Consider the following 22,654-nt stretch of genomic DNA (forward strand, 5'->3'; position numbering starts at 1 on the left):
CGCAGCGGGTCACTGGCGCCGGCCGTGCAGTGGAAGCGCAGACCGTCGGGTGGAGGACCGAACTGCCTGCGCTGCGGCGATACACCGCGCTCAGCTGCCGCGATAGGTGGAGTACCCGTAGGGAGAGAGCAGCAGCGGCACGTGGTAGTGGTCGTCGTCGGCGATACCGAAGGCGATCGGCACCTGTTCCAGGAACGGCGGATCGGCCAGCGCCATGCCGATGACCTGCCAGTAGCGCGCGACGTCGAATTCCAGCCGGTAGCGACCGGGCTGCAGCGTGAGGGCGGCCAGGTCAGGGCAGCGGCCGTCCTGGTTGGTGAGGCCTTCGAAGTGCAGCGCGTCGCCGGCGAACAGGCGCAGCGGCACGCCAGCTGCGGGGCGGCCGCTGGCGGTATCCAGCACGTGCGTGGACAGGGTGCTCATGCCACCGCCTGGGTCGGTTGTGGCCATTGGCCGACGAATTCGGGTTGGTCGTAGGCCAGATAGGTCTCGACGATGGCCTGGCGGTCGTCCAGGAACAGCTGATCGGCCACCGCGCGGGCAAGCCGCGGCAGTGCAATCTTCAGCCCGGACAATGCCGCGGCCGAGGGGCCGTGGTTGATCAGCGCCGAATAGTTGAACGCGAACAAGCCATGCAGCAGCGCGGCATCGTCGGGCGTGCGCGGCAGCAATTCAAAGCCCGGCCCGAGATACGGATGCGCGTCCAGCACCGGGTTGGCCTGCCCCGGCGGCGGCCGATAGCGGTCGCCCCAGCAGGCGATGCGCCCGGACAGCGCGGCCAGCTCGGGGCGTAGCTGTGGATCGGTGACCAGGCCGGTGGCCACCGCCAGAAAATCGAAACGGTAGTCGCCCTGCGGTGTGCGGACAACGATTTCTCCATCGCGTTCGGCGACGTCCAGCCACGGCGCGCCCAGATGCAGCGCAAAGCCGGCATGCGCGCAGGCGCGCTGGAAGGTGTCGTTGGTGGGCGGTTGGTTGTGCGCGAAGAAGCTGGCCATCATCCGGTACTTGTCCGCGTCCGGCAGGGTCAGAAAACGCGGAATGATGCCGGCCTGTTCCATGTGCCGAAATGGATTGATACGCGGCAATTCGCTACGGCGCACGAACACTTCGGCACTGGCAACGCCTTGTTCCAGCGCAAAGCACGCATTGTCGAAGGCCGAAGCACCGCCGCCCAGAATGCCCACGCGCTTGCCGGCCAATGCGGCGAAATCGATGTGGCAGGAGGTATGTGCGTAGCGCGCCGCGGGCAGGGCACGGCAGATCCAGTCGGGCACCACCCACTGGCCGCCACCCTGGATGCCGGTGGCCAGGATCAGCTTGCGGGTCAGCAGCGGCGCGCCCATCGTCAGATGCAAACGATGGATGCCGGGCGCGATGTCGGGTTCGACGCGCGCCAGCTGCGTGGCGTTGCGTACCGGCAGCCGCAGCGCCGCGCGGTACCAGCGCAGATAGTCCATCCAGCTGCCGCGCGGAATCTTGTCCAGTGCGTCCCAGGCCGAACCGCCGTGCTGCGCCTCCCACCATGCGCGGAAGGTGAGCGAGGGCACGCCCAGGTCGATCGAGGTGATCTGCTTTGGCGTGCGCAGCGTCTGCATGCGTGCATACGTCACCCACGGGCCTTCCTGCCCGGCGGGGTTTTCGTCGATGACCAGCAGGTTGTGCACGCGCTCGCGTTGCAGCGCGAACGCCGCGCCCAGGCCGCTCTGGCCGGCGCCGACGATCACCACGTCGTACACGTGGCCTGCCGGATGCACGCGCGGTTGCACCCAGGCATCGCCGCCATGGGCCAGGCATTGCAGGTCGTGGGCGAGCGCGCGTTCGAGTTGGGCCAGGCTCATGACAGTGCCTCCAGGCGCAGGTGGACGATCTTGCCGATCTCGGCGAGGGCGGTGGCGATCTCGGCGTCACGCGAGGCATCCAGGCGCTGCTCCAGCGCGGCCAGGATGCCGGCCTTGTCGTGCAGCCTTACGCAGATCACGAACGGGAAACCGAAACGCTGGCGATAGGCCTGGTTGAGTGCATGGAAGCGTTTGAATTCGTCTTCGCTCAACCGGTCAAGACCTGCCGATGCCTGCTCGGCAGCCGATGCGGCAGTGAGCGTGCGGTCGATCGCCGCCTTGCCGGCCAGCTCCGGATGCGCACGAATCAATGCGACCTGATCGTCCGGCGATGCGTCATGCACCACCTGCATCAAACCGCGATACACATCCTGGAACGGGCGACGACGCGCGGCGCGCTCCACCACCCATGGCGAATGCTCGAACAACTCGCGATACCGCGCGACGAAGGCGGCATCGTCCAGCACCGGATCGTCGGTCACGCTCATGCGTGCGTGCCTTGCAGCGAGACGTGCGCGGCCACCACTTTCCAGCCGTCGGCAAAGCGCACCCAGCTCTGGCTCTGGCGGCCGCGCGCGCTGCTGCCTTCGCGCTCGAATTCGGCATGCGTGGTCGCATGGTCGCGGCCGTAGCTGTGCACTTCCACGTGCACGAGCTGGCGTTGTGGCGAGCCGCCGCGGCCGATGCGGAATGCGCGGATGGCATCGATGCCGTACAGCACCTCGCCCACGCCGTAACGCACGGTGCTGGGCGCAGCGTGGAACAGCGCATCCATTGCCGCGATGTCATCGCGCATCAATGCGCGCTCGTAGGCATCAAAGGCCTCAGTCACCTGGGCAATCACCTCGGGCAGATCGATGTCGGCAGTGGCGATGCTCATGCCGGATGCACCTGCAGCCAGTGGCGCGCGATATCGATGCGCCGCGCAATCCAGGCATCGCCGCTGTCCAGCACATGGTCCACAAAGCGCGCCAGCGCCGCCGCGCGTGCCGGCTTGCCGACGATGCGCCCGTGCAGGCCGATCGAGAGCATGCGTCCGCCTTCGCTGCGCAGCTGCTCGAAGCTGTCGCGCAGATAGCGAAAGAACGGCTCGCCATCGGCAAACCCGTTATAGGCGACGAACTTCATGTCGTTGGCATCCAGCGTGTAAGGCACGATCAACTGCGCGCGGCCGTGGCGGCTGTCGTAGTACGGCACATCGTCGGCATAGCTGTCGGCGTCGTAGACAAAGCCGCCTTCTTCGGCAATCAGACGTGCAGTGTTGGGGCTGGTGCGGCCCTGATACCAGCCCAGCGGGCGGCTGCCGGTGACCTGGGTATGCACCGCGATGGCCTGCGCGATATGCGCGCGTTCGATGGCCTCGTCGATGTGTTGGTAGTCGATCCAGCGCAGCCCGTGGCTGGCGATTTCCCAGTCGGCGGCCTGCATCGCGGCCACTGCTTCTGGATTGGCGGCCAGCGCGTTCGCAACGCCGAACACGGTCACCGGCACCGCGCGTGCGGCGAACAGCCGATGCAGCCGCCAGAAGCCGGCGCGGCTGCCGTACTCGTACAGGCTTTCCATCGCCATGGCGCGTGCGCCGCGCTGCGCTTGCGCGCCGACCATTTCGGAGAGAAACGCCTCCGAGCCGGCATCGCCGTTGAGCACGCAGTTTTCCGCGCCTTCTTCGTAGTTGATGACGAACTGCACCGCGATGCGCGCGCCACCCGGCCACTGCGCCGCTGGCGGTGTTGCGCCATAGCCGACCAGGTCGCGCGCGCTGTTCATGCCTGCGGTTCCGCGTGCCAGGCGGCCAGTGCCGCTTCCACTGCCAGGCCCTGCGTGCAGGCATAGCCTTCGGCGCGCAGCACCGCTTCCAGCGCGGCCAGTGTGATCAGCACCTTGTGCTTCATCGCGTTGTAGCCCATCGCGCCAATGCGCCAGATCTTGCCCTGCAACGGCCCGAATGCCGTGCCGATTTCGATCTCGAAGTCTTCGCGCATGCGGCGGCGCACCGCATCGCTGTCGATGCCGGGCGGAATCACCACACCGGTGACATTGGTCATGCGATGCGCATCGTCGCCGAACACCTCCAGCCCCAACGCACGGATGCCGGCACTGACCGCGCGCCCGGCCGCGGCATGGCGCGCGAAGCGTGCATCCAAGCCTTCCTGCAGGGCAACGCGTGCGCATTCGCGTGCGCCGTACAGCATGGTGGTGGCTTCGGTGTGGTGGTTGAGGCGCTTGTCCGACCAGTAATCCATGATCATCGCCAGGTCGAAATAATTCGAGGCGATGCGCGGCCCGCGGCCGTTGACGATGTCCTCGCGCACGATGCCGCGTTCGACATGGCGGCGCGCGAAGATCGCCTCGGCTGCCGTGTTGGACACGGTGATCGGTGCCGAACCGGATGGCCCGCCCAGGCATTTCTGCAGGCCGCCGGTGACCACGTCCACGTCCCAGCGGTCGCTGGCGATCTCCATGCCGCCGATGGTGGCGGTGGCGTCCACATAACTCAGCGCGCCGGCCGCGCGGCACAGCGCGCCGACGCCATCGAGCGGCTGCGCCATGGTGGTGGAGGTGTCGCCGTGCACGGTGGCCACCAGCTTGGGCGCTACGCGCTCGATCGCCTCGGCAATGGCTGCCAGCGGTACCACCTGCCCCCATGGCGCATCCACGCTGTGCACCTCGGCGCCGAGCCGGCCCAGGATTTCGGTGAGCAATAACCCGAAGCGGCCGAAGTTGAGCACCAGCACGCGGTCGCCCGATTGCACCAGCGACACCAGCGCCGCTTCGATGCCGGCACGCGCGGTGCCGTCGACCAGGAACGTCCAGCGATTGTCGGTGCCGAACAACGGCCGGTAGAGCGCCATCACCTCGTTCATGTAGGTGGTCATTTCCGGGTCGAACTGGCCCAGCAGATCGGCCGCCATCGCGCGCAGCACGCGCGGATGCGCATTGACCGGGCCCGGCCCCATCAACAGGCGCTGTGGAGGATCGAGTTCGGCGAAGGTGTGCAGGTGACGCAGATCAGGTGACAAGGGGGTCTCCCAGATGTTCGATGAAGTGGCGCATGACCGCCAGGGCGAGCTCGGCATCGGCCGGGTCGACGTGTTCGTCCGGATGATGGCTGATGCCGCCGGCGCAGCGCACGAACAGCATCGCGGTTGGGCAGAGCGCGGCCATCGTCATCGCATCGTGACCGGCGCCGGAGACCAGCCGCCGGGGGGCGATGCCTTGCGCGGCGACGGCGTGTTCGAGCCGGGTCATCAGCGCCGCTGCGCACGGGCTGGCGGCGAGCGTCTGCAGCGGGTCGATGGCGATGGCGATGCCACGCGCCGCACCGATGCGCGCCAGTGCGTGTTCGATGGCACGCACGGCGGCGTCCCGGGTGGCGTCATCGCCGGCGCGCACATCCAGCGTGCAGTCCACGCGGCCCGGCACCACGTTGGTGGCACCGGGTGCGAGCTGCAGCTTGCCGACGGTGGCGACCAGATCGTCGCTGCCATCGCGCGCGATACGCTCGATCGCCAGCAACGCTTCGGCCGCTGCACTCAGGGCATCGCGACGCAGCGCCATCGTGGTGGTGCCCGCATGTCCGGCGCGGCCGTCGAAGCGCAGCGCAAACCGGCGTTGCGCGGCGATCGCGGTGACGATGCCCACCGGCAGGCCTTCGGCCTCGAGCACCGGGCCTTGTTCGATATGGGTCTCCAGATACGCCAGCACGCTGCCCGGCGCGCGCGCGGCGCGCTGGATCTGCGCGATGTCCAGATCCCAGTCTGCCAGTGCGCTGGCGACGTCGATGCCGGCGGCGTCGCTCACCGCCAACGTGGTCAAGTCGAGCGTGCCGGCCACCGCGCGGCTGCAGAACATGGAGGCGGGAAAGCGCGAACCCTCTTCGTCGCCGAAGGCGATGACGTCGATGGCGAATGGCATGCGTCGCGCTTGCGCCTGCAGTGCGGCCACGCATTCGATACCGAGCAGGATGCCGAGCGGGCCGTCGTAGCGGCCGGCATCGCGCACGCTGTCCAGATGGCTGCCGATCAGCAGCGTCTGCGCATCTGGTTGTGTTCCGGCGTACCGGCCGACCAAGGTGCCGAGGGGATCGATACGCACCTGCATACCGGCCGCCTTCATCCAGGTGCCGACCTGTTCCACGGTGGCGCGGTGGGCAGGACCAAGCCAGCCGCGGAATAGCCCGGTGTCGCTATCGCTGTAAGGTGCAATGCCCAGCGCGTCGCACCTTGCCACCGCACGCGCACCGCCAGGAGCGGTGAGGTCGGCGTTCGCTTGGCGGGAGGGAAGTGCAGCGGGCATCGACAGGACCAACGGGGCTCGCGGAGCTTCAGCAATCCGGGAGCAGGCGGGAGAGGGGACGCTTCGACTATAGGGAGGCAGTCCTGTCGCCATCAAAGAGTTTTTTCGCGGGCTGGCGCTGCAAAAAATGCAACGCGTCGATGGATGGGCTGGCCATGCATCGCATGGTGATGGTCCAAGGTGGGCCGATGCCATCCACCCGTACCCGCTTGACCACGACCGCCGGCGCTGCAGAACGATCGGCAGATCGAATTTGCGCACACACCAGCCGCCGCTGCCGACGCCATGAGGCAAGCGCGAGCAGTCTTCCTCCCCGCGCACGCGGGACTAGCGCAAGGGATCTTCCAACGACCGAACAGGGCGCCTTGCACACTGTAGATTGCAAATGACATCACTGATTTCTTTCCCGTAGGCTCAGGGCATCGGCATCACGCGGTGCATTTCTCCCCGCAATGCGGAAGTAGCGACAAGGATGCGTGCACGCGCAGATTGGAGGGCAATCCGGTGTGCTAGCTTTTCGCGATCACCGCCGAGAGACGCCGATGATCGCCTCGCACCGATGGACCGCGTTGTTTGTGCTCGTCAGCCTGATACCGGTGCCTGCGTTTGCGGGGACGCCGGAGGGCGGTTACCGGCAGCCACCGGAGCCGCTGCTGAGTGTGATGCGTGCGCCGCTGAATCCATCGCCGCGGCCGGATCCTACCGGCAAGACCTTGTTGCTGGTGCAGCGCACCCAGTATCCGCCGATCGCGCGGGTGGCCGAGCCCTATCTCAAGCTCGCTGGCGTGCGCGTGGAGCCGCGCACGCATGGCCGCCACGATATGTCCAACGGCTATGGCATTCGTTCGTGCCTGGAGGGCTTCAGCCTGGTGGACATCGCCAGCGGCAAGCAGACGGCTGTGAGCTTGCCGGCTGGCGCCTGCCCGGCATCGCCGGTGTGGTCGCCGGACGGGCGCCGCTTCGCCTTCAACAACACCGCCGCCGACCGCGTCGAGCTCTGGGTGGGCGAGGTCGCCACCGGCACCGTGCGCAAGATCGAGGGTGTGCAACTCAACCCGGTGCTGGGCGGCGAGATCCAGTGGCTGGGTGGCAGCGACACCCTGCTGCTGAAGACGGTGCCGCAGGATCTGGGCCCCGCACCGCGCAAGGCCGCGGTGCCACCGGGCCCGGAGGTCAAGGAAACCATTCAGGGCAAAGGCGAAAGCAGCACCTACGAGGCGCGCGACACGCTCTCCAGCCCGGAAGACGAGGCGTTGTTTACCTACTACGCCACCTCCCAGCTGCTCACGGTGGATGCGGCCACCGGTCGTCAGCGCAAGCTCGGTACGCCTGCGGTCTACAGCAATGTGGAGGGCGCACCCGATGGCCGCCACGTGCTGGTGGAGCGGTTGAAGCAGCCGTATTCCTACGTCACGACCTACGCACGTTTCGCTCACGATGTGGCGGTGCTGGATCTGACCACTGGCAACGAGCGTGTGCTGGCCGATCTGCCGGTCGCGGACCGGGTGCCGGTGCAGGGCGTACCGACCGGCCCGCGCGCCTACTCCTGGCGCGCCAACCAACCAGCCACGCTGGTCTGGGCCGAGGCGCTGGACGGTGGCGATTGGAAAACCAATGTGCCCGCGCGCGACAAGTTGATGTCGCTGGCTGCACCGTTCACCGCCAAACCGCGCGAGCTTGCGCGCGTGCAGCAGCGGTATGCAGGCCTGTCGTGGTTTGCCGAAGGCGGGCAAGCCTTGCTGGACGAGTACGACGAGAACCGCCATTGGCGGCGGACCACGCTCGTGGATGCCGAGCGCCCCGGCGCTGGCGAGCGGGTGTTGTTCGACCTGTCCACCGACGATCTGTATGCCGATCCCGGATTGCCAGAGATGCGTGTGCTCGCCAACGGCCAAGCCGTGCTGCGCGAGGCGCAAGGTGCGCTGTTCCTGAGCGGGCAAGGCGCCTCGCCCGCGGGTGACCGGCCATTCCTGGATCGCTACACGCTTGCCACCGGCAAGACCCAGCGGCTGTTCCGCAGCGACGCGACTGTAGACGAGGTGTTCTTCGGATTTGCAGGAGACGAGACGTCGCACCTGCTGACCTGGCACCAGTCGCTGACGGACCCGCCCAATGTCTATCTGCGGACGTTGGGCGAACCGTTGCCAGCGCCGGCAACGGGCGAAGCAGCCTTTGCGTCCACTGCCACGCCGGTGACGCATTTCGCGGATCCGACCCCGCTGGTGCGGCAGATCAAGAAGCGGCTGGTGAGCTACAAGCGCAAGGACGGCGTGGACTTGTCGTTCACCCTGTACACACCGCCAGGCTACACCGAAGGCACGCGCGTGCCGGCCATCCTGTACGCCTATCCGCTCGATTATGCCGATCCCTCCAAGGCTGGTCAGGTCAGCGGCGCCAGCGAGCGCGATTTCACCCGGCTCAATTACTACCAGCTGCTGCTGTTGGCCGGTTACGCCATCATCGACGATGCCGCTTTCCCGATCGTGGGCGATCCCAAGACCGCTTACGACACCTACCTACAGCAACTCGTGGACGACGCCACCGCTGCGGTGGACAAGGCCGTCGAGTTGGGCGTGGTCGACCGTCAGCGCATCGGCGTCACCGGCCATAGCCACGGCGCGTTGATGACGGCCAATCTATTGGCGCATACAGATCTGTTTCGCGCAGGCGCTGCCACCAGCGGCAGCTACAACAAGACCTTGACGCCATTCGGATTCCAGAACGAGCGTCGTTCGTTCTGGACGGCGCCGGACGTCTATGCGCAAGCGTCGGCGTTCTTTCACGCCGATAAAATCAACGAACCGTTGTTGATCGTGCATGGCATGGACGATGCCAACCCGGGTACCGAAACCACCCAGGCACCGCGCCTGTTCCAGGCCATTCGTGGCAACGGTGGCACCGCACGCCTGGTGCTGCTGCCGTTCGAGCCGCACTGGTACAGCGCACGCGAATCCAACGAGGACCTGGTGGCCGAAATGCTGGAGTGGTTCGACCGTTACGTCAAAAACGCGCCGCCGCGCGCGACGGGCAGCACGCCAAAGATGTGAGATGACGCGCACCGCACACCAAGGCGGAACTCGCCAGGCGTAGAGCAACTAACAAAACTACTGCGCAGCCGCCAGGCGGGCGCGGCCGGTGCTCGGAATCGGCATGTACCACGCGTACACTGCGGTTCCTCCGCGCCGCCCACGACCACCTGACGACTGCTCGCTACGTTTTGTTGGCTGCTCTTAGTCTGCCGACAGCGATCCCAGGGTAAAGCCGGAAACAGCATTCACCTTGCCACGCCACAGCACGCCACGGTTGCTGGGCAGTGGCTGGCCGCCGGGTGAGAAGCAACGCGATTCGATCAGGTGGATGAACTGTGGCGGCGTGCTGCTCTGCTGCGCATCGTCTTCGGAGTCGTAGATGCTGGCGTGGCTGGCGAACGCGCGACGGATCTCCTCTTTTTCATCGGCACCGCCGGGGTAGGCAGCAGAGAATTCCTCCGCAAACGCCTCGAAATACCGCTTGCCGCTGACCATCTGGCCGGAAATCACGATGCCTTCGACAAACAGCGTGACGCCGAACTGCACGCCCGAGGTGTTGGCAATGCCGACCAGCTTTTGCAGATACCAATCCACGCTCTGGCCATCGAACGCCAGCTTGACGTCTTCCAGCGACGGCTGATTTTGATCTTGGTCTGTCATGTAGCTCTCCTTGAGTGGATTCAACGACGCGTTAGAAGTAACGCAAATGTGGATGGCTCGCCATTGGCGTGCTTAAGCATGGCACACGGATCGCCGAAGATGCCGCGGTTGGGTTCGCTACGGACTCTCCGGCACGGCCGTCTTGCGACACATCGACGATTTCCTCCCAATGCGCGCGCCATGGTGCGAGTGGCAGGAGCCGCCGCAGTCGCGAAACGACCGCCGTGGTCACCACGCCGCCACCGCCCCATCCGAGCGCGGGTCACTCGCGCCGCTGATCACGCCATCGGCCTCGCGCACCAACGCGCCGGCATGCCCCATCACCGAGGCATAGGCGGGCAATAGTTCCACTGCATGTCCGGCATCGCGCAGTGCCTGCACCACGGCCGGGTCGAAGCGGTCTTCCAGCTTCAACGAGGTGCTGTCTTCGCCCCAGGTACGGCCGAGCAGCCAACGTGGTGCGGTGATCGCTTGTTGCAGCGGCATGCCGAAGCGAGCGTAGCGGGAGAACACGGCGGCTTGAGTTTGCGGTTGGCCTTCGCCGCCCATGGTGCCGTAGGCCATGACGCGGCCGTCGTCGAAGGTGGCCAATGCCGGGTTGAGGGTGTGGAAGGGTTTGCGCCCGGGGGCGAGCGCGTTCCAGCCGTCGGTCGCGAGACGGAAGCTGCAACCGCGGTTTTGCCAGGTGATGCCGGTGCGCGGCAGGACCAGACCGGAGCCGAATTCGAAATAGGTGGACTGGATGCAGCTGACCGCGCGGCCGTGCGCATCGATGGCGCCGAACCAGACGGTGTCGCCGGCCTGCGAAGGCTGTGGCCACGGCAAGGCAATCGTCATGTCGATGCGTGCGGCGAGCGCGTCGAGTGCGGCGCTGTCGTCGAGCAAGGCCTGCGCGTCGAGCGTCATCCATGCAGGGTCGCCGATGTGGGCGTCGCGGATCAGAAACGCTTGCTTGGTGGCTTCGACCAGCCCGTGCAGATGCGCGTAGCTGTCTGCTTCTTCCACCCTCAACCGATCGAACAGCGCAAGGATCAACAGCGATGCCAGCCCCTGGGTGGGCGGTGCGTGGTTGTAGAGACGCGCGCCATGGATGGCGACCGATAACGGCACGCTGGCTTCGGCGTGATGGGCTGCGAGGTCGTCAGCGCTGAGCGGGCTGCCGAGTGCTTGCAGATCTGCTGCGATGTCGTGGGCCAGCGCGCCGCGATAGAAACTCTCTAGCCCTTCATCGGCGAGCCGCTGCAAGGTGTGCGCGAGCTGTGGTTGCTGCAGCAGCGCGCCCTCGCGCAGCGGGGTGCCGTGCGGCTCGAAAATCTCGGCATAGGCGCCTGGTTGTGGGCACAGTTCTGCGCGCTTGCTGGCGGCAATCTGCGCGCCACCCAGCGTGACCGGCGTGCCCGCGTCGGCGTGATGGATCGCATCGCTCAACACGCGTTGCAGCGGCAACGTGCCATTTGCGTGTTGCAGCGCCAGCGCCCAGCCAGAGACGGTGCCGGCCACGGTATTGGCAGCGCCGGGGCCGCGCCACGGGATGCTGGTGTGGCCGCGATAGAAGTCCAGTGTTGCGGCGCGTGCGGCGCGGCCACAGGCATCGATGGCGTGCACACGGCCATCGGGTTCGTGCATGAGCCAGAAGCCATCGCCGCCGATGCCGGTCATGTGGGGGTAGACCACGGCCAGACAGGCGGCGGTGGCGACGGCCGCTTCGATGGCATTGCCACCATCGCGCAGTACATCGCGCCCGGCCTGTGCAGCGAGATGGTGTGGAGCGACCACCATGCCGCGTCGCGCGCGCAGCGTCTGCAGCATCAGCGTGGCTCCGGCGGTGGGCTGAAGGCGAGCAGGCCATCGCGCTCGAGTTGCGCGGCGAGCGCAAACAGGCGGTCTTCGCGGCCGGGCGCTGCAATCAGTTGCACGCCCAGCGGCAGGCGTCCGGGACGCGGCAACGGTGCGGCAAGCACCGGGCAGGCGGCCAGTCCCAACGGTTGGGTAAAAATGCCGAGATTGGCGCGCGCCGACACCGGCAGGCCGCCGATCTGGATGGTGTCCTGGTCCAGGCGTGGTGCGACGCATGGGGTAGCCGGTGCAATGAGCACATCGACCTCGTCCCACAGCGCGTGCATGGCGTCGGCAAACCAATGCGCGAAGCGGTGCGCATCAGCCACCGCGCTGGCGGGCAGCTGCAAGCCGGCGAGCAGGCGGTCGCGGGTGGCCGGGTCGAATTGCGCGCCGTGCGTGCCGAGTGCGCTGCGGTGCCGATGTCCGCCCTCGGCAGCGGTGAGGACGAAGGCAGCTGCGCGCGCGCGCTCCGCTTCCGGCAGGTCGATCGTGGTCGTGCTGTTGCAGGCCGTGAGCAGTGCCTCCAGCCCGGCCTCGAGATCCGGATCGAGATTGCGTTGAAACCAGCCGCCCAGCCTTGCAATGCGCAGGTTGCCCGTCGTGCGCGAAAGCAGCACATGCCCGCACATCACCTCATAGACGCGGCGCAAATCGGCCACCGACGTGGCAAAGGGGCCCACCACATCCAGCGCATCGACAAACGGAAAGACGCCATCCAACGGCACTGCGCCATGCGTCGGGCGCAGGCCGTAGACACCGCACAGCGCAGCCGGCACGCGAATGGAGCCGTTGGTGTCCGAGCCGAGCGCGAACGGCACCCATCCGGCCGCTACCGCTGCCGCCGAGCCGCCCGATGAGCCACCGGCCAGGTGCTGATGGTCGTGCGGATTGACGGTTGCGCCGTAATGCGCGTTGACAGTGGCAAAGCCGTACGCGAATTCGTCCATGTTGGCGGTGCCGACCAATACCGCGCCTGCATCGCTGAGCCGCTGTACGACTGCCGCATCGCGGGTGGCAGGCGGGTCGTGCGCGCGCACCGCAGCACCGGCGGTGGTGACCTGCCCGGCGACATCGAACAGATCCTTGACCACGAATGGCACGCCGGCCAACGCGCCACCATCGCTGCCACCGGCAAGCGCGGCCTGCACGCGTGCGGCATCGGCTGCGGCACGCGCAGGCAGCAGGCGGGTGATGGCGCACAGGCGGTCGTTGGCCTGGTTGATGCGCGTCAGCGCTTGCGTGGCCAGCCGTGCGGCCAACGTGGGCTGGCTGCGCGTGGTGCTGACGATGGATGCGATCTGACCGCGTGCGCCGCCGCCATCACGTGCTGCTGCGGGTGGTGCCCTGAAGGCAGCCAGCAGCTGCGTGTGTCCGCGCAGCACCTCGGTATTGCGATCGACGCCGGCCTGCCACTGCGCTGGGAGTTGCATGGGTCACCTCTTGGAGAGCGGGGAGTCGGGATTCGATAGTGGTGATTCGTGGCTGCTCGGCATACAGGTTCTGCAAAGAACTGGCGGCTGATACGTTGGGAGCTGACGCAACGCTGATGGGATGCACGCGTGACACGTTGAAACATGCGCTTGCATTGCAAAGACAGCGCGTGCGCAGCTTCTATCATTCGATCTAAACACCAAGAGCGGCTACCAGATGTAGCGAGCAGTCGCCAGGTGGGCGTGGAAGGCACGCTCAGAACCGCAGTGTACGAGTGGTACATGCCGATTCCGAGCACCGGCCGCGCCTGCCTGGCGGTGAGCGTAGTCGTTTTTTTAGCTGCTCTTAGCAGTGGCATGAAGCGTCGTTCGGTCTCACGCTCCGATCGAGCCCCCTCCCGCCGGGGCGGGAAGGCCCGGCTTGCGCGCCACCGACGCGCGTGCCTTGGAGCGCACGCGCTGCTAGCACGGGCTGGGGTTAGCAACGCGGGGGTTGGGAGAGGGTGCCACGGGAGGTGGAGATGTGTCAGCTGTTCGCTCCGGCGTAGGTTGCACCTACTCAACAGGCGCAGCGGGGCCACCGGCTATCGCACCCTCATCCGCCCTTCGGGCCCCTTCTCCCGGCGGGAGAAGGGGCAATGGCAATCCCACCGCCGACGGCTGAGGCGCAGTGAGGCGATCGATCAACAGCTGCTCGAATGCCTGTACATCCACCGCATGCACCACTGTCTGCACCTGCTCGCCCAGCCCGGGCTGATACCCCGGCGCCCACGACAAAATATCGCCATACCCGGCATCGAAGGCGGTGTTGGTATCGACATACAGCGTTTCGGTTTGCGTCGCCACGTCCGGGCGCAGCCAGACGGCGGTGGCCAGTTCGTCCCACATCGGAAAGCCTGGCTCGCGGCGGCGCAGCGCGTGGCCAATCGTGGTGTCCGCAGCACTCATGCGCGCCAGCAAGCCGGGAGTGAGTTCGGTGGCGGTTGATGGGTCGACCGGCACCATGGTGATCTGGCGCCACGGAGCGCGCATGACGATGCTGGCCGCTTCCGGGTCCCAGCGGATATTGAATTCGCGGCGCGGCGAGTTGACGAATTCGCGCGCGAATTGCTGCGCGCTGATGCTGTTGCGCTGCTGCCGCGGATTGAGGCTACCGCCCATATAGACCAGTTCACGTGCCAACGTGGCGAAGGCTGGGTCCAGCGATTGCGCCAGTGCCAGATTGGTCAACGGGCCGGTGGCAATGATGCTCACCTCGCCCGGGTATTGGCGCACCATGCGCAGCATGAATAACGCGGCCGGCTCGTCGCAGGCGCGCACCACACTGGGATTGCCCAAGGCCAGCTCGGGCACTACATCGTGGGCGTGATAGCGCGGCGCGCTTTGCACGGTGTCGCCGTCCACCCAGTGCTTGGTCCATGCGCCTTTCCAGACCAGTTTGCCGTACAGCGCTTCCCAGCGTTCGGTGGCCAGCTCGCTGTTGAGCAGTGGATGCACCGGGCCGGGCAGGACCGGAATCTGTGGATGGCCAGCCAGTTCCAGCAGGCGGCAGGTGTGCGCCAGCACTTCATCGCGCCAGATGTTGCCGCTGACGGCACTGATACCCAGCACGTCGACGTCAGGCGATTGCAACAGCAGCAGCTGCGCGGGCGTGAAGCCGTCGATGTCGTCTTCGAGGATGACGCGGCGTTTGGGATGCGGGGAGGAAGAATCGGTCATGGCTGTCTGGTGATCGGGAGGATGCAGCGTGGCGATGGTGAAACCTGGTGCGGTTGTGAATTATGTCGAAGCGCTTCGGCGTGCGGGCTGGCGTTGGCGGTTGCGTAGCATCAGGCGCCAGCGCGCTCCTGCGGGGTGTGCATTTGCCTTAGCGGCGCTGCGCAAGCAATGTACGCTCGTACTGCGCCAGGTCCGCTTCCAGCTGCCATTGCAGGCGTGCCTTTTCGCTGGTCTTGCGAAAGTCGCGGCAGCTTGCGTCATCAGTCTCGCGCTGCATTGCCGTGGCGCAGGCCGGTGCAGGGTTGCCTTCGTCAGTCCATAGGCTGGTACCCGGCAGGAAGCTATAGCTCAGACCATTGCGGGCAAGTCGTTTGAGTGTGATGTAGTCGATGCCGTGTTCCTGCATCGCGCGCTGGTACTCTTGGGTCATGTCCGCGCGCGAGACGCCGGCATCGTCGGTGGACACCACCACCGGCACGCCGGCATGCAGATACATCGCCAGCGGATGCGCGGCGCCTTTGACGCCCAGGATCACATCGTTGCTGGTGAGATTGATCTCCACCGCAATCTGCTCGCGCCGCATGCGCTGCAGCAAAGCCTCTGCGTCATCTTCGTAAGGCAGATCCACGCCATGGCCGATGCGGCGCGCACCCGCATCCACCGCCTGCCGAATATGCGAACGCAGCTGCGCTGGCGGCACCAGCCCCAACGCCAACTCGCCGGCATGCAGCGATAGCGGCACACCGGGGTAGCGCGTTGCGAAGAAGCGGAACATGGCCATATGCCGCGCGTAATCGGCAAGTGCTACCGGGTTATCTTCCGGCGCGACGATATTCAGCGCGACCGCGCGGCTGCCGCCGGCAGCGATCAACGCATGCGCCAGCGCCATCTGCCCGAACACCATCGGCTGCGGCAGCACACGCAACACGTACGGAACATAGCGGTAGTCGACCTTGCAGCCGGGCCGTGCATCGGTCTGGTCGCAACGCAGCACACGGCGTACCTGAGCATCGACGTCGGCGAGGTCGCGTTGCGCGGCCTGCACCAGTGGCGGCAAGTCTGCCTGCAGTGCACGCAGATTGGCTGCATCGTCCTCGCCCTTCCACGGCAAGGCTTGCATGCGCTTGGCGGCCTGATCCATCTGCGGTGGGTTGGCAATGATTTCTACGTACGGCACGCGGTCGCGTGCAGCCTGCTCCAGCACGGCGGCGACGGTGTCGGCAACGCGGGTGCGGACAACCGCATCGAACTTGCCGAAGGTGCTGAAGAACTGATCGTGACCGGTGGGTTGCGCAGGGCTCGGCAGGAATTTGCGCATCGACAGCGAATCCACCACCCGTCCATACAGCGCGGCGTTGCGTGCTGCCAGTCCGCTGGCCGGTTCCTGGCCGGTACCACACGGTGGCGCGCGTAGGCTCAGATCGTTCAGTTGCACGCAGGCGCCATCGTCGCTGGCCCACTGCAAATACTCCTCGGCATACACCGAGCCGGAGAGGTGATTATGCAGATCGCCACCTTTCGGCATCGCCTGTAGCCAGGTGCGCAATTGCGCCGGTTGCTCGGCAGCGTCAAGGAACAATTGCGCGACCTGGTGTTCGCGTTGTTGCGCAGGCGCTAGTGCTGGCCGTGCACACGCGACGATGGGCAAGAACGTGCACACGCTCAGGAGCAGGTAGCGATGAAGAATGGGCATGCAGGACACTCGGTAATAGATGCGGTGGCGTGCGAGCGCCAGTGAAGGTGTAGCTTGCCTGGCAGCGTGACGCGCGGCCACCCACGTGTGCGCATGCATGCAAGCAGGCGCGGCGCATGCGCCAGTCATTCCAGCGCATAGCGCAGCACGAACAACCCCGCGATCGCCCAGGTGGCCGGATGCACGCCGCGCCAGCGCCCACTGCCGAGTTTGAGCGCGGCATAGGTAACGAAGCCGAACGCCAGCCCCGTGGCAATGGAATAGGTGAGCGGCATGGCGAGCATGCAGATGGCGGCCGGCAACGCGTCGCCCACATCGTCCCATTGGATCTGCGTGCATTCGCGCAGCATTACCGAGGCCAGGTAGATCAGAGCCGGCGCGGTGGCATAGGCAGGCACCATCGCGGCCAGCGGCGAGAACAGCAGGGCAAGCAAAAACAGGCCGGCAACCACCAATGCGGTGAGGCCGGTGCGCCCGCCCACCTGCACGCCGGCGGCACTTTCCACATAGGCGGTGGTGCTGGAAGTGCCAAGCAGCGCGCCGGCCAGGATGGCGGTGCTGTCGGCAAGCAGGGCACGGTCGAACTGGCGGCGTTGCGCAGGTGTGTGCAGCAGGCCGGCGCGTTGTGCCACACCCATCAGCGTGCCGGTGGCGTCGAACATTTCCACCAGCACAAACACCAGCACCACGTGTAGCACCGCAGCGAGCGTGCCGCTGCCGCCATGGCCGTGCAAGGCGCCGACGATGTCCAGTTGCAACAAGGTGGGCGCCAAGCTCGGCGGCAGCGACAGTACGCGCGTGTACTGAACCAACCCCAGCGCCAGTGCCGCCACGGTCACCGCTAGAATGCCGAGCAGCATGGCGCCACGCACACGGCGCAGTTCCAGTACGCCGATCAGCAGCAATCCGGCCAGCGCAAGCAGCGGTTCGGGCCGATGCAGATCGCCCAGCGTGAGCAACGTCTGCGGGTGCGCCACCACCAGCCCGGCTTTCTGCAGCCCGATCAGGGCCAGAAACAGGCCGATGCCCACCGCAATGGCGCTGCGCAAGGTGGGCGGGATGCCATCCACCAACCAACGCCGTGCGCCGGTGACGGTGAGCAGCAAAAAGACGCAGCCGGAAACGAACACCAGCCCCAGCGTCTGCTGCCAGCTATAGCCCAATGTGCCGACCACGCTGAAGGCGAAGAACGCGTTCAGGCCCATGCCCGGCGCCATGCCGATGGGGTAGTTGGCCAGCATGCCCATCAACAGCGAGCCGAGTGCGGCGGCAAGGCAGGTGGCCACGAACACCGCGCCGCGATCCATGCCCGTGGTGGCCAGGATGTCCGGATTGACGAAGACGATGTACGCCATCGTCAGGAAGGTGGTGGCACCTGCCAGCACTTCGGTGCGCACAGAGCTGCCGTTGGCGATGAGCGCAAAATCGGGCCAGCGCATCAGCGTGTGCTCGGGGCGGGGAGCCGGTTGACGACAGCACAAACGAACATCGGCAGACATCTCATCGATATGGAGCGGCGCGCGTTGGCAGCACTCACACGGGGGACCCATCTTGCCCTGTCGCGCTGCGCTTGCCACGGACATCGGCCACGGATTGCGGTGCAAGTGCAGCTCGTGGAACGTAGCGTGGACGTGACAAGCGGCGATAGCGGGCATTGTCGCGCTGTACGTGCCTTTGCTGACGTGCGTATTGCAGTGCGGATGCAGTGACGGACGGTGCGGCACGTTGCACGTCATGGTTATACGCAAGCGCAGCATTGGGCAGCGCGACATGACTGAACGGGTGCAGTCGCACCGCGCAGACAGCGATCAAAGATCCAGCACCAACCGTGGCGAGCGGCTGCGTGAACAGCACACGGTGATCTGCCGGTTGGTGGCACGTTCGGCGTCGCTAAGCACGCTGTCGCGATGATCTGGCATCCCAGCCAGCACGCCGGTCAGACAGGCGCCGCACATGCCTTGTTCGCATGACAGCGGCACCTCGATACCAGCATCGAGCAGGGCGCTGGCGATGCTGCAATCGGCCGGCACCTGCACCACACGGCCGCTGGCGGCCAGTTCCACTTCGAACGCGCTGTCGGCATCGTGGGCCAGGCTAGGCGCGGCGGCAGCGAAGTGTTCGCGATGCAGTTGCGCTGCCGTCCAGCCATGCGCCTTCGCCAGCACGGTGAAATGGTCCATGAAGGCGGTTGGCCCGCACAGATACAGCTGATCGCGCGCACGCGCCTGACCCAGTTCCTCCGGGACATGCACACGCGGGCTCTGCCCTCCGTCGCTCAGATGCATATGCACCTGCCCTTGTGTGAAGCCTTGTTGCAAGCGCTGCGAAAACGCCACATCGGCATGGCGGCGTGCGTAGTAATGCAGCACGAAGGGCTCGCCGCGCGCTTCCAGTGCTTCGGCCATCGACAGCAGCGGGGTGATGCCGATGCCGGCAGCCAGCAGCACGTGGCGCTCGCCCGGATGCAGCGGGAACAGATTGCGTGGTGTTGAAATACGCAGTCGATCGCCTGGTGCGAGCTGTTCGCACAGATGCCGCGAGCCGCCGCGCGAGGCGTCGGCGAGCTTGACGCACAGCAAATAGTGGTCGCGCACATGCGGCGCGCTGGCGATCGAATACTGGCGAATCAATCCATCGGGCAGGTGCAGATCCACATGCGCGCCGGCCTCGAACGCGGGCAACTCGCTGTCGATCGGCTCCAGCCGGATCGCACGCTGACGGTGGCCTTGCTCGGCCACGGCGGCAACACGTACTTCATGCAGGCTCATGGCGCGCTCCTTGGCGGTCAGCGCAGGAAGAAATCGCTATAGCCCTGGCTGCGCAGGCCACGGCGGTAAGCGATCGAACTGCGGTCGGCCGGGATATGTACTTCCAGCAGCGGGTCCAGCGGCAGATATTCCGGCCGTTGCGCCTCCACCATGGCGCGGTCCTCTTCGAACACGCGCAGGTTGAAGGCATGCACGTCCTCTACCGGCAGATGGGTGTCGAAATTGCGCGCGATCGGCACCAGCAGGCGCGTCTTGTGTTTGGAGACCGGGCTGGCCGCGTTCATGATCACCAGCCGCTTGCGCGGCACCGGGAAGTGGATGGTGAGGGTGGCGGTGAACGGCAGATGCACCTCGAAATGGCGCAGCCACTGGAAATCCGGATCCACGTCCGGCAACGGCATGTCCACCGAATAATTGGCCACCGTGCTCAGGTAATCGGCGTTGAAGCCGGTCGGCGTTTCGGTGGTGGTATAGGCCGGCACTTCGCGCTTGTCCGGCTGGGCGAAGGTGGCGGTATGCACGAAGGCGAAATGCGCCACGTCGATGAACCCCTCCAGCTGGCGCGCGGCGCTGCCGCCGATGTCGAACGCCGGGCAGACGATCTGCTGGAAGCCGTCCTCGTCCCAGCCCGGCATCGGTGGGATCTGCACTTCGGCCTCGCTCACGTTCGCCGGCTTGGCCAGGCAGACCCAGATCAAGCCGTAGCGCTCGGCCACCGCATAGGTGTGCAGGCGCATCTTGGCCGGGATGTTCTGATTTGGACTGGCCGGGATGTGATTGCAGCGCCCGCCCGCGCCGAAGCGCAGCCCGTGGTAGGCGCAGACCACGCCGCCACCATCGGCCGTGCCCATGCTCAGCGGCACGCCGCGGTGCGGGCAGACATCGCGCGCGGCCACCAATTCGTCGCCCAGCCGGTACAGCACCAGCGGCTCGTCCAGCAGGGTGGCCTTGAACGGCGCTTGCCCGACCTCGCTGCTCAGCGCCACCGCGTGCCAGTGCTGGGCCAGGCGCTGCCAGTCGGCGGCGTCGAAGGTGCAGTGCAGCGGCAGGGCGGGGACGGCGACATCCATGGGGCGGTCTCTGGCGTGAGGCGGGAGCGGTGCCGGATTGACTCTAGGAAGCCGGGGGTGTGTGATCAAACATCGTTTTTCCGCCAAGCCATTGCAAAAAATGCAACGCCAACCGAGTCCCGTCCCATGCTGACCTTCTCCCGCTTCACCCGTTACTTCATCGAAGTGGCCCGCTGCGGCAGCATCCGCAAGGCCTCCGACGTGTTGCACGTGTCGGCTTCGGCGATCGACCGGCAGATCCTCAAGGCCGAGGAAGAGCTGGGCGCGCAGCTGTTCGAGCGCCTGCCCGGCCGGCTGCGGCTCACCGCGGCCGGCGAGCTGCTGCTGGTGGATGTGCGCGGCTGGGAGAAGGCCTACGCCCGCACGCTGGAGCGCTTCGACGAGCTCAAGGGGCTGCGTCGCGGGCACGTGGAGATCGCCATGATCGACGCGCTCAGCGAGGGCGTGGTGCCGGAGGCGGTGGCCGCATTGGTGCAGGAGTACCCCGGCATCACCTTCAACCTGTCCACCGCGCGCAATCAGCGGGTGATGGAAATGGTGACCTCGGCCGATGTGGATATCGGCCTGCTGCTGGACCCGGTGAGCAGCGTGGACCTGGAGGTGCGCGCGTTTGCGGATATCCCGCTGGGGATTGCCATGCCGGTGGGCCACCCGTTGAGCACGCGCACCGAACTGCAGCTGAGCGAGACCTTGGAGCACCGATTGCTTCTGCCGGCCGCGCCGTTGATCGTGGGCGAGCACGCCAAGGTGTTGTACCAGCGCCAGCATATCGACGTGAAGCGGCTCACCCATTGCAACGATGTACGCACCTTGCGCGGACTGGTGCGCGCCGGCGCCGGCGTGGGGCTGATGTCGTGGCTGGACGCCGCGCCCGACGTGGCCGACGGGCGACTGGCGTTCGTGCCGTTCCGCCAGCACCTGACCAAACCGATGACGCTGGCCTTGTGCGTGGCCCCGCAGCGTCAGCTCTCGCGTTCGGCGCAACTGGCGATCCAGGCGCTGGCAGCGAAGATCGATGCGATGGCGATACCGGTGGTGGGTTGAGCGTGCTGCGCAAGCGGCCCTCACCCCCGCCCCTCTCCCGCAGGCGGGAGAGGGGGAAGCCAGTGCGTTCGTGCAGGCCGATAGCATGCAGGTGCCGCTGATCGCATCCAGATCCCGCCGCGGAGATCCCTTCTCCCGCCTGCGGGAGGAGGTGCTCGCGGGGCGGGGAAACGGCAGTGCGTTCGTGCAGGCCGATAGCATGCAGGTGCTGCCGACTGCATGCAGATCCCGTCCTGCAGATCCCGGCGTGGATATCCAGATCCAGTGGTGCATATCCCTTCTCCCGCTTGCGGGAGAAGGTGCCCGCAGGGCGGATGAGGGAAACGCCCACCCAGTACAATCGCATCTGCTCTTTCAGGCGACACCCGCACCATGCAGTTGATCGATATCGGCGCCAACCTCACCCATGATTCCTTCGATCGTGACCGCGAGGCCGTGCTGCAACGCGCACGCGAGGCGGGTGTGGCACAGCTGGTGATCACCGGTGCCAGCCGTGAACATTCGCCACTGGCCTTGCAGTTAGCGCAGCAACACCCCGGATTCCTGTACGCCACCGCCGGCGTGCATCCGCACCACGCCGTGGAATTCACCGCCGAATGCGAAGCCGAAATGCGCACGCTGCAGGCACATCCGCAGGTGGTGGCGGTGGGCGAATGCGGGCTGGATTACTTCCGCGATTTCGCGCCACGCCCGGCACAGCACAAGGCCTTCGAACGCCAGCTGCAGTTGGCTGCCGACAACGGCAAACCGCTGTTCCTGCACCAGCGCGACGCGCATGAAGATTTCCTCGCCATCATGCGCAGCTTCGAAGGTCGCCTGGGTGCGGCGGTGGTGCACTGCTTCACTGGGACACGCGAAGAACTGTTCGCCTACCTGGACCGCGATTACTACATCGGCATCACCGGCTGGCTGTGCGACGAACGCCGCGGCGCGCATCTGCGCGAGCTGGTGCGCAATATCCCCGCCAACCGCTTGATGATCGAAACCGACGCACCCTACCTGTTGCCGCGCACACTCAAGCCGATGCCCAAGGACCGCCGCAACGAGCCGATGTTCCTGTCGCATATCGTCGAAGAACTGGCGCGCGATCGTGGCGAAGACGTCGCCGTGACCGCTGCCAACAGCACGGCAGCGGCGCGTGCCTTCTTCCGCTTGCCGGAGCCTGCCAGCGCTGAGCGCAGCTAACACCGCCCAGTGAGCCGGCAGCAGGTGGGTGCCGGTGGCGCGCAGGAACCGCGGTGAACGAGCGGCACCTGCCGAGCCGA

The 22,654-nt window shown here is 66.3% G+C and carries 18 protein-coding genes and 3 other RNA genes; 4 read left to right on the top strand and 17 right to left on the bottom strand.

The genetic code is table 11. From position 1 onward, the window contains the following. Positions 1-90: 90 nt before the first annotated feature. The 7 genes from uraH to XpruCFBP8353_RS18870 are packed head-to-tail and all read right to left on the bottom strand — an operon-like array spanning position 91 to position 6,071. Positions 91-450: a hydroxyisourate hydrolase gene (gene uraH, locus XpruCFBP8353_RS18840; RefSeq protein ID WP_101364582.1), complete on the bottom strand. Its 360-nt coding sequence runs from the start codon at positions 448-450 to the stop codon at positions 91-93. Then, positions 420-1,841, bottom strand: a complete 1,422-nt coding sequence (gene hpyO, locus XpruCFBP8353_RS18845; RefSeq protein WP_101364583.1) for an FAD-dependent urate hydroxylase HpyO — start codon at positions 1,839-1,841, stop codon at positions 420-422. The genes uraH and hpyO overlap by 31 nt, the downstream gene beginning before the upstream one ends. Continuing rightward, a complete protein-coding gene (gene uraD / locus XpruCFBP8353_RS18850) occupies positions 1,838-2,329 on the bottom strand; it encodes a 2-oxo-4-hydroxy-4-carboxy-5-ureidoimidazoline decarboxylase (RefSeq protein WP_101364584.1) in 492 nt (163 codons plus the stop codon). The genes hpyO and uraD overlap by 4 nt, the downstream gene beginning before the upstream one ends. Continuing rightward, entirely contained in the window at positions 2,326-2,721 is a 396-nt protein-coding gene (hpxZ, locus tag XpruCFBP8353_RS18855; protein ID WP_101364585.1) for an oxalurate catabolism protein HpxZ, read from the bottom strand. Before hpxZ ends, uraD begins: the two co-directional genes overlap by 4 nt. After that, complete coding sequence (gene puuE / locus XpruCFBP8353_RS18860) at positions 2,718-3,608, bottom strand: allantoinase PuuE (protein WP_101364586.1); 891 nt, start codon at positions 3,606-3,608, stop codon at positions 2,718-2,720. The genes hpxZ and puuE overlap by 4 nt, the downstream gene beginning before the upstream one ends. Further along, positions 3,605-4,861: a pyridoxal-phosphate-dependent aminotransferase family protein gene (locus XpruCFBP8353_RS18865; RefSeq protein WP_101364587.1), complete on the bottom strand. Its 1,257-nt coding sequence runs from the start codon at positions 4,859-4,861 to the stop codon at positions 3,605-3,607. The genes puuE and XpruCFBP8353_RS18865 overlap by 4 nt, the downstream gene beginning before the upstream one ends. Further along, positions 4,851-6,071: an allantoate amidohydrolase gene (locus XpruCFBP8353_RS18870; RefSeq protein WP_243391167.1), complete on the bottom strand. Its 1,221-nt coding sequence runs from the start codon at positions 6,069-6,071 to the stop codon at positions 4,851-4,853. Before XpruCFBP8353_RS18870 ends, XpruCFBP8353_RS18865 begins: the two co-directional genes overlap by 11 nt. Positions 6,072-6,679: 608 nt before the next feature. Between XpruCFBP8353_RS18870 and XpruCFBP8353_RS18875 the strand changes: the two genes are divergently transcribed. Both XpruCFBP8353_RS18875 and XpruCFBP8353_RS18880 read left to right on the top strand, forming a co-directional pair. Beyond that, positions 6,680-9,184: a S9 family peptidase gene (locus XpruCFBP8353_RS18875; protein ID WP_101364589.1), complete on the top strand. Its 2,505-nt coding sequence runs from the start codon at positions 6,680-6,682 to the stop codon at positions 9,182-9,184. A gap of 103 nt (positions 9,185-9,287) precedes the next feature. Further along, positions 9,288-9,363: non-coding RNA, sX9 sRNA (locus XpruCFBP8353_RS18880), on the top strand. A gap of 4 nt (positions 9,364-9,367) precedes the next feature. On the opposite strand, the gene gvpU is transcribed toward XpruCFBP8353_RS18880, so the two are convergent. The 9 genes from gvpU to XpruCFBP8353_RS18925 all read right to left on the bottom strand — a co-directional run bounded on the left by gvpU (position 9,368) and on the right by XpruCFBP8353_RS18925 (position 20,345). Then, positions 9,368-9,826, bottom strand: coding sequence for a gas vesicle accessory protein GvpU (gvpU, locus tag XpruCFBP8353_RS18885; RefSeq protein ID WP_101364590.1), 459 nt, complete (start codon positions 9,824-9,826; stop codon positions 9,368-9,370). Positions 9,827-10,054: 228 nt separating this feature from the next. Continuing rightward, positions 10,055-11,635, bottom strand: coding sequence for a gamma-glutamyltransferase family protein (locus XpruCFBP8353_RS18890; RefSeq protein WP_101364591.1), 1,581 nt, complete (start codon positions 11,633-11,635; stop codon positions 10,055-10,057). Then, complete coding sequence (locus XpruCFBP8353_RS18895) at positions 11,635-13,095, bottom strand: AtzE family amidohydrolase (RefSeq protein ID WP_101364592.1); 1,461 nt, start codon at positions 13,093-13,095, stop codon at positions 11,635-11,637. Before XpruCFBP8353_RS18895 ends, XpruCFBP8353_RS18890 begins: the two co-directional genes overlap by 1 nt. Before the next feature lie 208 nt (positions 13,096-13,303). Next, positions 13,304-13,379: non-coding RNA, sX9 sRNA (locus tag XpruCFBP8353_RS18900), on the bottom strand. 271 nt (positions 13,380-13,650) lie between these two features. Next, positions 13,651-14,814, bottom strand: a complete 1,164-nt coding sequence (locus XpruCFBP8353_RS18905; protein WP_101364593.1) for a nucleoside hydrolase — start codon at positions 14,812-14,814, stop codon at positions 13,651-13,653. Between the two features lie 148 nt (positions 14,815-14,962). Then, on the bottom strand, positions 14,963-16,507 hold the full coding sequence (locus tag XpruCFBP8353_RS18910; protein WP_101364594.1) for an adenosine deaminase family protein: 1,545 nt from the start codon (positions 16,505-16,507) through the stop codon (positions 14,963-14,965). A 125-nt stretch (positions 16,508-16,632) separates the two neighbouring features. Further along, complete coding sequence (locus XpruCFBP8353_RS18915) at positions 16,633-17,946, bottom strand: NCS2 family permease (protein ID WP_101364595.1); 1,314 nt, start codon at positions 17,944-17,946, stop codon at positions 16,633-16,635. Positions 17,947-18,315: 369 nt separating this feature from the next. Next, entirely contained in the window at positions 18,316-19,275 is a 960-nt protein-coding gene (locus tag XpruCFBP8353_RS18920) for a PDR/VanB family oxidoreductase (RefSeq protein ID WP_162301116.1), read from the bottom strand. 17 nt (positions 19,276-19,292) lie between these two features. After that, positions 19,293-20,345 (bottom strand): aromatic ring-hydroxylating oxygenase subunit alpha, encoded by a 1,053-nt coding sequence (locus XpruCFBP8353_RS18925; protein WP_101364597.1) that lies wholly within the window; start codon positions 20,343-20,345, stop codon positions 19,293-19,295. 126 nt (positions 20,346-20,471) lie between these two features. Between XpruCFBP8353_RS18925 and XpruCFBP8353_RS18930 the strand changes: the two genes are divergently transcribed. Together XpruCFBP8353_RS18930 and XpruCFBP8353_RS18935 are read left to right on the top strand one after the other, a co-directional pair. After that, positions 20,472-21,389 carry a LysR family transcriptional regulator gene (locus XpruCFBP8353_RS18930; RefSeq protein ID WP_101364598.1) on the top strand — a complete coding sequence of 306 codons (918 nt, stop codon included), beginning with the start codon at positions 20,472-20,474 and terminating at the stop codon, positions 21,387-21,389. 372 nt (positions 21,390-21,761) lie between these two features. Then, positions 21,762-22,574 carry a TatD family hydrolase gene (locus tag XpruCFBP8353_RS18935; RefSeq protein WP_101364599.1) on the top strand — a complete coding sequence of 271 codons (813 nt, stop codon included), beginning with the start codon at positions 21,762-21,764 and terminating at the stop codon, positions 22,572-22,574. Here the strand turns inward: XpruCFBP8353_RS18935 and XpruCFBP8353_RS18940 are convergent. After that, positions 22,569-22,644: non-coding RNA, sX9 sRNA (locus XpruCFBP8353_RS18940), on the bottom strand. The genes XpruCFBP8353_RS18935 and XpruCFBP8353_RS18940 overlap by 6 nt on opposite strands. Between the last annotated feature and the right edge of the window lie 10 nt (positions 22,645-22,654).

Origin of the sequence: Xanthomonas prunicola (assembly GCF_002846205.1) — a bacterium.
Lineage (GTDB): Bacteria > Pseudomonadota > Gammaproteobacteria > Xanthomonadales > Xanthomonadaceae > Xanthomonas > Xanthomonas prunicola.